At 69.9% G+C, this 12,659-nt stretch carries 10 protein-coding genes and 1 pseudogene; 4 read left to right on the top strand and 7 right to left on the bottom strand.

Annotation, left to right across the window (positions count from 1 at the left end):
- The coding region (locus FJV41_RS42840; protein ID WP_141648402.1) for a glycosyltransferase family 39 protein at nt 1–2,298 on the bottom strand (2,298 nt) is incomplete at its 3' end.
- Between the two features lie 265 nt (nt 2,299–2,563).
- Here FJV41_RS42840 and FJV41_RS42835 point away from each other — a divergent pair.
- The 3 genes from FJV41_RS42835 (at nt 2,564) to FJV41_RS42825 (ending at nt 6,507) form a co-directional block, all read left to right on the top strand.
- Nucleotides 2,564–3,031 (top strand): hypothetical protein, encoded by a 468-nt coding sequence (locus FJV41_RS42835; protein ID WP_141648401.1) that lies wholly within the window; start codon nt 2,564–2,566, stop codon nt 3,029–3,031.
- Nucleotides 3,032–3,104: 73 nt separating this feature from the next.
- Nucleotides 3,105–5,777, top strand: coding sequence for a phosphoenolpyruvate carboxylase (locus FJV41_RS42830; protein WP_141648400.1), 2,673 nt, complete (start codon nt 3,105–3,107; stop codon nt 5,775–5,777).
- A gap of 22 nt (nt 5,778–5,799) precedes the next feature.
- On the top strand, nt 5,800–6,507 hold the full coding sequence (locus tag FJV41_RS42825; protein ID WP_141648399.1) for a hypothetical protein: 708 nt from the start codon (nt 5,800–5,802) through the stop codon (nt 6,505–6,507).
- A 22-nt stretch (nt 6,508–6,529) separates the two neighbouring features.
- Here the strand turns inward: FJV41_RS42825 and FJV41_RS42820 are convergent, their stop codons facing one another.
- Nucleotides 6,530–7,801, bottom strand: coding sequence for an SGNH/GDSL hydrolase family protein (locus tag FJV41_RS42820; RefSeq protein ID WP_141648398.1), 1,272 nt, complete (start codon nt 7,799–7,801; stop codon nt 6,530–6,532).
- Between the two features lie 213 nt (nt 7,802–8,014).
- A complete protein-coding gene (locus tag FJV41_RS42815; protein ID WP_141648397.1) occupies nt 8,015–8,881 on the bottom strand; it encodes a hypothetical protein in 867 nt (288 codons plus the stop codon).
- 194 nt (nt 8,882–9,075) lie between these two features.
- Between FJV41_RS42815 and FJV41_RS42810 the strand changes: the two genes are divergently transcribed.
- Nucleotides 9,076–9,447, top strand: coding sequence for a TIGR02266 family protein (locus tag FJV41_RS42810; RefSeq protein ID WP_141648396.1), 372 nt, complete (start codon nt 9,076–9,078; stop codon nt 9,445–9,447).
- 29 nt (nt 9,448–9,476) lie between these two features.
- On the opposite strand, the gene FJV41_RS42805 is transcribed toward FJV41_RS42810, so the two are convergent.
- From FJV41_RS42805 to FJV41_RS42790, 4 genes and pseudogenes are all read right to left on the bottom strand, one after another.
- Nucleotides 9,477–9,878 (bottom strand): GNAT family N-acetyltransferase, encoded by a 402-nt coding sequence (locus FJV41_RS42805; protein ID WP_246137774.1) that lies wholly within the window; start codon nt 9,876–9,878, stop codon nt 9,477–9,479.
- A 197-nt stretch (nt 9,879–10,075) separates the two neighbouring features.
- On the bottom strand, nt 10,076–11,134 hold the full coding sequence (locus FJV41_RS42800; RefSeq protein WP_141648394.1) for an alpha-ketoacid dehydrogenase subunit beta: 1,059 nt from the start codon (nt 11,132–11,134) through the stop codon (nt 10,076–10,078).
- A 3-nt stretch (nt 11,135–11,137) separates the two neighbouring features.
- Complete coding sequence (locus tag FJV41_RS42795; RefSeq protein WP_141648393.1) at nt 11,138–12,145, bottom strand: thiamine pyrophosphate-dependent dehydrogenase E1 component subunit alpha; 1,008 nt, start codon at nt 12,143–12,145, stop codon at nt 11,138–11,140.
- A gap of 124 nt (nt 12,146–12,269) precedes the next feature.
- A pseudogene (locus FJV41_RS42790) lies at nt 12,270–12,659 on the bottom strand (hypothetical protein); the annotation flags it as partial.

Below are 12,659 nucleotides of genomic sequence, written 5' to 3'. Positions count from 1 at the left end.
GATGGGGACTTCGGAGGAGCGCGCCTCGGCCAGCTCCTTGGCGAGCCACGCGAGGCCCTCGTTATTCGGGGCGAGGGTACTCGCGCGTGTCGCCAGCTCGCGTGCCAGCTCCAGGCGTCCCGCGCGGAGGTGATGCTCGGCGGCCACGTTCAGCATGGCTGGCGCCTTGGGGGCCGCCGCGAGTCCCGCCGCCACGGCTTTCTCCAGGGGTGCGGTCGCTAAGTTGAAGCCCGGCAGGGCCTGCAGCGCCCGCGCATAGGCTCGCAGCGCGTCGGCGTATCGGCCCAGGCCCGTGAGTGCCACGGCCCGCAGATGGTGGGTGACGGCGAGGTCGGGAACGGCGGCGAGCACCGCGTCCGCATCCTCCAGCGCGCCCGCATACAAACCCCACCGCACGCGCGCCAGTCCTCGCGCATGTCGTGCGCTCAACAGGTCGTGCATCGCGAAGAGCCTTGCCTCCCAGCGCGCGCGTTGCTCGCCCGCTGCCTCGGGCAATACCTCGGCTCCCACGACCGCGAAGGCCAGCGCATCCAGCGTTCCGCCTCGCTGCTCCAGGGACGCCGCCGCTGCCTTGAGTGCCCCCGCGCGGTCGCCCTGTGTGAGCAGGCAGTCCGCCACGACGAGGGCCGGATCCAGCGACGTGTCATAGAGAGCGCCCCGATAGCCCGCGGCCTGTGCCGCCCTCGCCGCGTCGAGCGCCTGCTCACAGTGGCCCGCGCGCCGCGCCAGCTCCGAGGCGAAGTAGAGGTCCATGGGCGTATCGAGCCCGAGCTTCTCCACGGACAGCGCTCCGGAACGCTCGGCGACGGCGGGTGACTCGAAGGGGACACCGCGCAAGGCTCGGCTGAGCGCGGTGAACGGATGCGCTGCCTGGAGCTGTTCGAAGGCCCGCGTTGCTTCGTCATAGCGGCCCGCGCGCAGGGCCTCGTTCAGCGCAGTGCCCGGGCTGCCGACCGCCTCGGTGCGTTCCAACATCCGGTCCACGTCACGGACGAAGGGAAAGAATGACGGCAGCGCCAGGCACAGCGCCAAGGCCGCCACGCTGGCGCCCAGCACGCGAGGCTGACGTCGCGATTCGAACATCGCGACGGCGAGGGCGCTCGCGAGCAGTGCCCACGCGGGTAGGGCGGCCACCCGATAACGACTCACCACGTAGAAGCCCACGGCCAGCGCGGTGCTCGCCGCGAGGTACAGCACGACGAGACCGATGGGCCGTCGCCGCGCGAACATCACGCCCAGCCCCGCGAGTCCCAGCAGCCCGAGGACCTGGGCATTCAGGAGCGGCAGGCCCGCGAGTCCCGCCTCGGCCCGGCGCACTTCGACCAGGTCGTGTCCCTCCGGGCCGAAGAGGAAGAACGCCAGCTTGCGACCGAAGAGGCCCAGGAAGGTGCCCGGTTCCTCCAGCGCGAAGTTCAGCGTCTTGCGCATCCAGTACAACTCGGTGCGAGTGGGGGAGAGGTCTTCACCTGCCTCCGCGCGAGCGAACTGGCGGTAGAGGCTGTGGGCGTGGTCAGGCCGCTCGGGAGAGCGGAGCTGGGCCTCGTACTGCTTGATGAGCGTGGGGGGCTGGGAGCCCAGGCCGGTGCCCTCGGGCCGGTTGCCCATGTGCAGCACCGCGCCCGCGCTCATGGTCGCGCCGAGATGCGAGCCCACCGTCGCGCGGATGACCTGCGCGGGCAGCCAGGAGGTGAACAGCCCCGTGACGAGCAGCACTCCGGCCACCTTGAGGCCGGTGCGTCGCGCCGCGTGCCGGGTCTCCCATAGCACCCAGCCCGTGGCGAGGACGAGGATGGCGAGCCCCGTGGGGCGCGTCGCCGCGGAGAGTCCGAGCAGGACGCCCGTGCCCACCAGCCAACGTGTCCGGAAGCCAGGCCTCGCGTGGGCGAGCAGCGCGAGCGCGCCCAGGTTGAGCACCATCACCAGGAGGTCCGGCTCCAGGGTGGCCTCATAAAGCAGCACCGGCGTCGTCACCGCGACGAGCGCGGCGGCGAGCAGGCCCACGGCTCGCGACAGCAGTCGGGCGCCGAGCACATAGACGGCGATGAGTCCGAGGGCGCCCGCGAGGCTCTGGACCCACCGCAGCGCAGTGGGGGACAGCGCGACGTTGAGGAGCAGGTAGAGCGGGCTGAAGTCCGCGCCCTGCTCGGGGAGCATCCGGTCCGTCATCAGCAGGCGAGCACTGTCGGGGTACTTGGCGAACATGCTCCCGGGGAGCAGCACCAGCCCCAGCGCGACGTGCGCGACGCACAGCACCAGCAGGACGAGGGGTAGGAGCCCACGGGGGAGGGGGCGGCTCAAGCTCACGGGGGGACCATACCGGATGTGCCTGCTGGAATCGTCGGCGCTCGCCTGGTCGGGTGGGGGGCGAGAGGTGGTGTGAAGGGCCGCCGCTCCTGCTCATGGCCGGACCGCATCGGAGCCCCCCTTTGGCACGGAGCCTGGTCAGCTCGTTGCTGGCCGAGCCGTCGGCGCGGTGGCTCGCTGGCCGACCCCCCACCGGGTCGGTTCATGTTGCCTTCAGCGCGGCCATCCCAATACGACGAATCAAACGAGGAGCTGGACCATGGGCTATCGCATCGAGCGTCCTGCGGAGCTGTTCGAGTCCGTTCGCTACAACACCAAGACGACCCCCGACCTTCGCGGGGCAATGCGGAAGAAGGTCGAGGAGCTTGAGACGCGCATCGCAGAGCGCGAAGGCCGGCTGCAGCGAATTCGCGACGAGTACCAGATCGACCCCGAGCGTCTGGCCACCCTGGTCATCCAGTACCAGAACAAAGAGTCTGCTTTCGTCTCCTACCAGGCTCAAGGTGGCTCTCCCCGCGACACCGTCGTGCCCGCTGGGGTCATCGCCAACATCATCCGTGAGCGGGAGATGATCGACTCGGAGCGAGGTCAAATCCGCAAGCTGGAGCTGGTCCTGCGCAACCTCCCCGAGTCGGAGCTGTACAACGACCCCAGGACGGGAGAGGTCAAGAGCCGGCAGCCGTTGCATCAGCTGACGGATGACGAGCTCGAGTACCTCGGGTTCTGAGTCGGACGAGAAGTGGGGGCCCCCGGACATTGCCCGCGCGAACCCAGGCGGAAGCGGTTACGGTCCACGGCATATGGCTCGTATGCGCGCCGTGGATCAGCCGCTCCGTCGTGATGTCCGCCTGCTGGGGCGGCTGTTGGGAGAAGTGCTCGTCGAGCAGGAAGGGCAGGAGCTATTCGACCTGGAGGAAGAGGTGCGCCGGCTGGCCATCCAGCGGCGGCGTGGCCCGGTGCCGGGGCGACGTGCCTCCGCGGCCGAGCTGGCGGACATCCTGAAACGTCTGCCCCTGGAACAGGCCGAGCCCGTGCTTCGCGCGTTCTCGGTCTACTTCCAGCTCGTGAATCTGGCCGAGCAGCACCACCGCATCCGCCGCGCCCGCGCCCATGCTGGCGCCGAGTCCCCCAGTCCCCAGCGAGGCTCGCTGGAGGCGACGCTGCTGTCTCTCAAGGATGCGGGCATTTCCGCCTCACGCGTGCGTGAAGCGCTCCGACAGATGAAGGTGACGCTGACGCTCACCGCGCATCCCACGCAGGCCGTGCGCCGCACGTTGCTAGAGAAGCTCTACCGGATGGCGGGGCTGCTGGAGGAGCGGGACCGCTGCGAGCTGACCCCGCGCGAGAGCGCCGACAACGTGGAGTCGCTCCGCGAGGAGATCACCACGCTGTGGCAGACGGACGAGCTGCGCCGCGAGCGGCCCACCGTGGGCGACGAGGTGAAGAACATCCTCTGGTACGTGGAGGAGGTGCTCGCCGAGCAGCTCTCGGAGCTGCCCGAGGTGCTGGAGTGGGCCTTCGAGCGCGCGTACGGCGAGCCGCTCGGGCAGGTGGACACTCCGGTGCGCGTCCACTCGTGGGTGGGCGGGGACATGGATGGCAACCCGCTCGTCACGCCCGAGGTCTTCGGCGACACGCTGCGCGCGCACCGTGCTCGCGGGCTGCGTCTCTTGATGCAGGGCCTGGAGCGCCTGGGCGGAATGCTCTCCCAGTCGGACCGACACGCGAAGCCATCACAGGAACTGCTCGCCTCGCTGGAGCGCGATGCGGCGCAGCTTCCCGAGGCCGAGCAGCGCCTGGGGCCTCGCACCGTGGGCGAGCCCTGGCGTCGCAAGCTGCGCTTCATGGAGGAGCGGCTGCATCAGGCGCTGCGCCACGTGCTGGCCCAGCGCACCGGCGACGCGGGGCCGATGCCCGAGAGCGCGTACCGGACGCCGGAGTCGCTGCTCGCCGATTTGGACCTGCTGGCGCGCTCACTGGTGGAGGCGAAGGCCGGCAACGCGGGGCTCCGACAGGTGCGACGCATGCGCGAGCGGGTGTGCGCGCTGGGCCTGTCCCTGGCTGAACTGGAGGCCCGTGTTCCGGCCGAGGACGCCGTGAGCGCGGCGGCCTCGCTGGAGCCAGGTGGTCCCGCGCCGTCAGAAGGTGGAAAGCGCCTGCTCGCGGTGCTGGAAAAGCTGCGCGAGGCCCAGGCCGAGGCCGGAGAGCCCGCCTGCCGCACCCTCATCCTCAGCATGGCCAGCACCGCCGAGGACGTGCTCGCGGCCTTCCGCTGCATCAAACACGCGGGCCTGTGGGACGCGCGGCGGGGCTGCGCCACCGTGGACGTGGTGCCCCTGTTCGAGCAGCTGGGCGCGCTGGACTCCGGACCCGACGTGCTGCGCACGCTCTTCGCGCATCCCGAATACCGCAAGCACGTCGACGCGCGGGGCGCGCAAGAGGTCATGGTCGGCTACAGCGACTCGGGCAAGGAGGTGGGGTTGCTGGCCGCCAGCGCCGCGCTCTACCGCGCGCAGGTGGCGCTCACCGAGGCGGCGCGCGAGGCGGGGGTCCCGCTGCGGCTGTTCCATGGGCGAGGTGAGTCGGTGGCTCGCGGTGGCGGCCCGGCGCAGGAGGCCATCCTCGCGCTGCCTCCTGGCGCGGTGGCGGGTGGCTACAAGGCCACGGAGCAGGGCGAGGCGCTGGACCACAAGTACGCGCGCCCGGAGCTCGCGCGCCGCACGCTGGAGCTCATCGTCGGAGGCGTGTTGCCACACCTGTTGGATGCGCAGCCGCGCCCGTCGCCGGAAGACGAGAAGGAGTTTCGCGCCGCGTTCGACACGCTGGCCGAGACGGGCCGCGAGGCGTACCGCGCCCTGGTGTGGGACGACCCCCGGTTCCTGGAACTCTTCACCGCCGCGACGCCGGTGGAGGAGATCTCCGCGTTGCCCATCGGCTCGCGCCCCAGCAAGCGCAAGGCGGGAGGACTGGAGACGCTGCGCGCGATTCCGTGGGTGTTCGCCTGGACGCAGAACCGGGCCATCATCCCCGGCTGGTACGGCGTGGGCTCCGCGCTGGAGGCGTTCGCGAAGGAGCCCGGTGGACCCGCGCTGCTCAAGCGCATGTACCGCCAGTGGCCCTTCTTCAAGGCCGTCATCGACAACGTCACCATGGTGCTGGCCAAGTCGGACATGGCCATCGCGGGCCGGTACGCGGCGCTCGCCCCCTCGTCCACGCGTCCGCTGTGGCGCCTGATTCAGCAGGAGCATCGGCGCACGCGTCGACAGGTGAAGCGGCTGACGGGGGAGGCCCGGCTCTTGGACCACAACCCCCAGCTCCAGCGCGCCATCTCCCTGCGCAACCCGTACGTGGACCCGATGTCCTTCCTCCAGGTGGAGTTGATGCGCCGCAAGCGTGAGAGCGCGTGTGACTGCGACAGGCCCCTGTTGCTCTCGCTCAACGGTATCGCGGCCGGCATGCGCAACACGGGTTAGTCTTTCCGGGAGGAGGCGTCGGATGGCCAGGGACACATTCACGGTGGAGGACGTCAACCCGAAGCACGGCTTCGCGCGGCTGCGTCCGGACTCGGGCGAAGGGCTCTTCAACGCGCCGCTCTATCCGGAGCCGGAGTCCGGCGCGCCGCCCTTCCAGCTTCGCAAGGGAGACCGGGTGACGGGGCTGCGCCGGGGCCAGGCCGTAGCCGACGTGGCCTGGGTGTCGCGCGCGGAGCCTCCCTACGAGCTGGTGGAGCGCATGGGCGAGCTGCTCGCGAAGCTGGAGCCGTGGGAGCTGAAGGTGCCTGCCACGGCCATGGAGCTCGCGGAGCATCACTGGCGCGACAGCCGAGAGGACCCCCTGCGCCAGGAGCTGTTGTCGCAACTCCCGACGTTCTTCGACTTCGAGCTGTCGCATCCGTTCAAGGACGGCGCGCTGCTGGAGCGACTGGAGGCGGCCATGCAGCCCTACCTCCCGGGCTTCGCCGTGAAGCCGCTGCAAGGGCGCAACGCCTTCGTCGTGGACCCGGGCGCCGTCGAGGTCGAGGTCGGCGAGGGTGACTGGGACGCGCCCGCGAAGACCTTCGCGCCCTTGCTGCTGCGCGTGAATGCACAGTTGGAGGCCGCGGGCGCGCCGGTGCGCTGGGTGCCCGCGGAGAACGACTGGCTCCTGCTGCCGCCAGGGCTGGCGGAGCTGCTCGTCCTGCACGGCGTGCTCGGTCCTCGCTGAGCCGCCGCCGCGACGCGCGCGGCTACAACTGGCCGCGCTCGCGCAGGGTGCGCACCACCTCGGTCGCCATCACCCGGTGGCCATCGGTGCTCGGGTGGATGCCGTCCACGCCCAGCCCTTCCAGGTAGAGGTGCACGTTGCCCGTGCGCCTCATCACCGACTCCAGGTCGATGACCTCCGCGCCCGTGCCTCCGGCGCGCAGCCACGCGTTGAAGCTGAGCCGCTGCGACTTCACGTACTCATAGGCGCCGTAGTTCGTCTTCTCCTTCGGCAGCAGCGTGCTCACCCAGACGTGGCAGAAGGGCTCCAACCGCTGCACCAGCAGGAGCATCCGCGTCTCCATCTGCTCCTCCGCGCCCGCGTCGCCCAAATCATTGGTGCCCAGGAGCACCAGGCAGTCGGTGATGCCCTTTACCGCGAGCACCTCGTCGTCGAGCAGCATCAGCGCGTCGTAGAAGCCCTGGCCGCTGACGCCCGCGTTGACCACGGGCACACCCAGCTGCGACTCCACCAGCGCGGGCCACGCGTTGCGCGTGTCGTTGCGCAGGTCGACGTAGCCCTCGGTGATGCTGTCGCCCATCGCCAGGAAGGCCCGGCCCGTGGGGCCTTCCACGTCCACCGTCGCCACGCCCACGGAGCGCTCGAAGGCCTCGCCACCGAGCGCCTCTGACGCCTGGGAGTGCGTGCCGACCCTCGCGAAGCTGCCGGGAAACGCGTTGATGGCGCTGGCCGCCAGCGCGCCGCGAACCTCGAAGGTGATGGCCAGGTCGTCGCGGAACGTCACCGGAAAGGCGAGCGGGTCCGACGTCACCAGGGCGCGCGCGCCCGCGGCGAAGCCCGGCTTGCCCTCGAAGCTCAAGGCCACGGGCGTGGACACCAGCGAGCCGTCCGCGCCGGCCCGCGCCACGGTGGCGCGCTGGAGCGTGAGCGCTCCGTCACCCGCGCGGAACGTCACCTGGATTCGCTCTCCGGCCCGCGCCACCGGCACCCGCATGCGGAACGTGGTGACGCTGCTCACGGAGTAGGACCAGCGCAGGGCCTGATGGAAGCCGGGCTGGAAGCTCACGGCCGGCGGTGTCGGCTGCGCGGGTGGGGGCGCGGTTCGCACCTGCCCCTCGTCGTTCAGCACCAGCGGCGGTGCCACCTCCACGGACGCGTCCGGCGCATTCGAGGTTTCATCCTGCTCCTGAGAGGGCTCTTCCCACACGGGGTCTTCCGCGTTGCTGGGAGCGCACGCCCATTGCGCACCGCCCACACACGCCAGGACTCCGAGCCACGTCCGCCACATTCGCATCGTCGCTCCCTCCCGAGGACGCACGATGCTCACCGCTCATTCCCGCGACGACCACCCGACACACGCGCAAGGCCCGAGGCGCGCGGCGCACGCCTCCCTGGTCTCCGGGCGAGACGGAGCCGCGAGTGTCCCTCGCGTGCGCGTTCGCGGCCCTTGCGTGGCCTCGCGGTGTCCTCTCAGTGCGACGGAGTTACCCCGCGTGGGCACTCCGCTTCAGGGGATGCATGCGCCCACACCGGGATTGTCATTCAGTGGACGACACGTCCCGGCGGTACAGGCGGGCGTGCCCGAGGGCCGGCACAGCGGCCGGCAGTTGAGCCCTCGCCCCGTATTCACACACGCGCTGCCCGGCGCGCACTGGTTGCTGAAGTCGCACGTCTCGCCCGTGCCGCGCGTGCCGCTGCCCGCACAGACGGGGCCCGACGAGGCCGGATAGCAGCTCAGCGGCGCGGTGCAGCCCTGGGCGAAGGGGTCGCACGCCTGCGAGCGCGGCCCGCACAGCAGCGGCAGCTCCGACGTGCCCGCGAGCCGCAGCACCGTGTTGCACTCGCCCGCATCCCCGCACTGCGTCGTCGCGTGGCACAGCCGGCGACAGAAGAAGCCCGTGCCGCCGTCGTCCTGCCGCTCATCCTTGCAGAACAGGCCCGCGGCGCACGTGTCGTATTCGACGCCGCCATCCGTGGGCGCCAGCGTGCACCGCGCGCCCTCCGCGCTCGCACCCGCCTCCACGCACCGCCGCTCCGTCGTCGCGCCCGCGCTCACATACGTGCAGCGCTGACCCTGCGCACAGTTCTGCTGGACGACGTCGCACGCCGCCGCGAAGCACCGGCTGCCCGTCTTGCCGCTCCCCAGGTCCGCGAAATGGCAGCTTTGGCCCGTTCCACAGCCTTCCTGCCTTGCGACGTTGCATGCGAAGTCAGGGCTCGGCCCGCCGTCTCCCGGATGCCCGCCGCCATCCGGGTCCCCCGGCACCCCGGAGTCTTCACCGTTGGGCGCGGGCTTGTTGTCATCGTCATCACATCCAGGCGCCAAGAGCGCCAGGAAGAGGGTCCCCGTCAACACCGCGAGCCACGCGCGCATCCCACGCTCCCGAATCGAAGTCAGCGGGGACTTACCTGATGGAGTTCATTCGTGGGGGCCCACTTGAATCGTGCCTGGAAAGCAGCGGACACTTGCCGGATGACCGATGCCCAAGGGGTGGCTCGGCGCGTCAGAATCCCTGAGGTTGGGATGGCAGCGGGTCGCCAGCAGTGGCCAGGGGGTAGCGGGTGCACATGACTAGCAAGGTGGCGGAAGCAGAGATGGCACCAGGAGATCCTTCCGCGTACGCGAACCGTCGCACCGATGAGCGCGTGGCGGCGAAGTTCGCGGTTCGTTTCGAGCACACGGAGGACGCCGCGCGAGCGCTGCGCGTGTTCTCCATCAACGTGTCGGCGGGCGGCCTGTGCCTGCGCACGCGCAAGGCCTACGACGTAGGTTCGCAGGTGCGGCTGTCCATGGACATCGCGGGCGAGGAGTTCCACCTCAATGGCATCATCGCGTGGGTGCGCGATGAGGAGGAGGCCATTGGCGTGCGCTTCACGGACGTGAGCGACGAGGACCGCGCGCGGCTCCACCGGGTGGTGGAGAGCTTCAAGAAGCGCTGACGCCCGGTGGAGACACGATGGAGCCGGCCCTAGTGGCGGCCCTCTGTCTCCACATGGCGGAACACGCCCGCATCGATTTCGGAGAAGCCGCACGCCGTATAGAAGTTGCGTGCCTCCGGGGTGATGGCCATGGGCGAGACGAGCTGGAGCTGACGGGCGCTGAGCACCTTGCAGCGCTCCAGGATCTGCTTGATGAGCGCGCGGCCCACGCCCCGACGCCGCCAGGTCTCCGTCACCACCAGCTCGTCGATGGTGGCCACGCGTCCGCGCAGCCGCAGCTGCGGCCGGTGCGAGAACGACAGCATGCCCACGGGTTTGTCCTGGGGATCGCCCGCGACGAAGATTTCAATCTCCGGATGGCTCACCACCCAGTGCACGGTCTGCTGGTCCGTGCCCTGGGGATAGCCCAGCTCGCGAAGCAGCAAGGCCATTGCCTCCGCGTCGCCCCGACGGGCGCGGCGAATGCGAAAGGCGGGGGCATCTGTTCCCGCGGGGGTGACGGTCCGGACGATTGGCTGTGACAAGGCAGTTGGGAGTCTAACGAAAGGGCCGCCGCTCCTCCAAAGAGGAACGGCGGCCCGGAACTTTCCGTGGTGCGGGAACCACGGCGTACTTGTGGGTGCGACGCTTACGGCTGCTCGCCAGCGAGGGAGCGCAGGGCGTCGGTGATGTCGTTCTGCTGGGGCACGGAGGCCATCTCCAGCGTGTCGGCCAGGCCGATGCCCGGGACGAACTTGCCGGCCACGAGGCGGGGCGGAGCGAGGAGCGAGTAGAAGAGCTCCTCCACCGTGCGGCGCAGGAGGTGCTCACCGAAGTTCGTTACTTCGGTGTCCTCGTTGACGAACAGGACGCGGCCCGTCTTCTGGACGGAGGTCTTGATCATCTCCCAGTCGTAGGGCCACAGCGAGCGCAGGTCGATGACCTCCACGCTGATGCCCTCGTCGGCGAGCGTCGCCGCGGCGCGCGCGCACAGGGGCAGGGTGCGGCCGTAGCTGACGACGGTCAGCTGCGTGCCCTCGCGCACCATCTTGCCCTTGCCGATGGGAATGGCGAACGCCTCCAGCTCCGCGGGCCACTGGGGCTTCCACTGCGTGCGGTCACCCAGGGGCGCGTCGATCATCTTCGACAGCGCGCGGTCATCGTCCGGCTCGCCGGGGATGCGCTCGTCGCCCTTCACGCGCAGCAGCGCCTTGGGCTCCAGGAACATGACGGGGTTCTGTTCCTTGCACGCGGAGATGAGCAGCCCGTACGCGTCCAGCGGCGTGGAGGGCATGACCACCTTCCAGCCGGGGATGTGCGTCATCGTCGCGTCGAACGAGTGCGAGTGGTAGATGGACCCGCGGATGCCGCTGCCCACCGGGGTGCGCACCACCATGGGCAGGTTCCAGTCGCCGTTGCTCGCCCAGCAGGTGTTGCCCGCCAGCTTGAGCAGGTCGATGGTGTTGTAGACGTAGTCGCAGAACTGGATCTCCGCGACGGGCCGACCGCCACCCAGCGAGATTCCCATGGCCGCGCCGATGATGCCGCGCTCGTCCAGGGGCGAGTTCCACGCCGTCTTCAAACCCTGCGTGCAGGTGAAGACGCCGCCGAGCGGAGCGCCGACGTCCTCTCCGAAGATGTCCGTCACACCGAGGTTCTCCTCGGCGTAGTGGAGGGCCATGCGAATGGCCTGTGCCATGTTGGCCATGGGTTACTTGTCCTCCGCGAAGATGTGCTTCCAGATGGTCTCGGGGGCCGGCAGCGGCTCGTCCCGGGCGATGCGGGCGGCGGCGGCCATGTCCTCGGTGTAGCGGTTGCGCAGCTCGTCCATCTGCTGGCGCGTCAGGACGCCGTCGGCCTCCAGCCGGGTCTCGAACTGCTTGAGGCAGTCGATCTCCTCGGACACGTAGTTGGCGCCGGACGCGGACGAGTGGCCGTACAGGCGCGACACGTTGGCCTCCAGGAGGAACGGCTTGCGCTCGGTGCGCACGTACTCCATCGCCTCCTTCAGCTCCGTGTACGCCTCCACCGGGTCATTGCCGTTGATGGTCTTCGAGCGGATGTTGAACGCCTTGCCGCGCTCGCTCACGCGCGTTTCGCCGTGCTGGCCCTCCGCCGAGGTGGAGATGCCCCACTTGTTGTTGGTGACGATGATGAGCACCGGCAGCGGGTTGGCGGGGCGGCTGCTCCAGATGAGGCAGGTGGCGAAATCGCCCTCGGCCGTGCCGGCGTCGCCGCCGGTGACGATGGTGATGGCGTCACCGCCCACGCGCTTCTGCATCATGGCCGTACCCGGTGCGATGGAGTACTGGACCTCGATGGGCGAGCTGACGGGGGCCACGTTGTACTTGCGCAGGGAGAAGTGGCCCGCGAAGTTGCGGCCGCCCGAGTACGGGTCCGACGCCGTGTTCTTCATCTGCCGCAGCGCGCCGATGGGCTCCTCGCCCAGGGCGAGCAGCGTGCCGGACTGGCGGTAGTGGGCGTGGAGGTAGTCGTACTCGGGGCCCTGGCCCTTCTTCATCAGCAGGCCGAGCGGGACGTTGAACGCCTCCTCACCGGGACCGCCAATCCAGAAGTAGCCGTGGCCCTGCTTGTACATCTGGATGAGGCGCTCCTCGAGGACGCGCGTTTTGACCATGAGGTCGTGGATACGAACCAGCAGCTCCCTGTCGAGCGGGAGCGGCGCGGACGATTCTTTGATGAGTCTGGGTCGAGACACGCGCGGGCTTCCTCTGGCTGGAGGGGACGCCCCTATAACCCGGATGCGCCCCCTTTTCTCAAGCGTGCAGATGGCCTCCTGTCGGCCCCCTGGTCAAAGGGTGCCCGGTGGCGCGGCGCGGCAATCAGCCTTGCTCATCCAACTTAGGAGTGGCGGCCCGTCGCAGGGCCGTGACGCGGTCCGTTAGCGCCCCGTCGGCGCCGGCTCGCACGGAGATGGTCTCCAGCGTCTCGTCGGACAGGTTCGCGGCCCGAGGCCCCGAGAGCAGCGCGGTCAGCTCCGGTGTGCGTCCGGCCTCCAGCAGCGCGAGGACCAGGGCATGTCCCGTGTGGGATGAGGGCGTCCGGGAGAAGGCCTCCTGGAGGGGCTTCACCGCCAGGGTCGCGAGGCCGCTGTCCAAAAGCAGCTGTCCCACCGCAGCCGGGTCGTGCGGGGCCTCCGGCCCGGTGTCCTCCAACTCGGGACGTCGGACGAGGACGGGGGCTTCCGCGGTCTGTCTCTTATACTCATCTCC

Origin of the sequence: Myxococcus llanfairpwllgwyngyllgogerychwyrndrobwllllantysiliogogogochensis, from assembly GCF_006636215.1 — a bacterium.
In the GTDB taxonomy this organism is placed as follows: domain Bacteria; phylum Myxococcota; class Myxococcia; order Myxococcales; family Myxococcaceae; genus Myxococcus; species Myxococcus llanfairpwllgwyngyllgogerychwyrndrobwllllantysiliogogogochensis.
The sequence above is the reverse complement of the archived record's forward strand: the minus strand, read 5'-3'. Positions and strand labels throughout refer to the sequence as shown.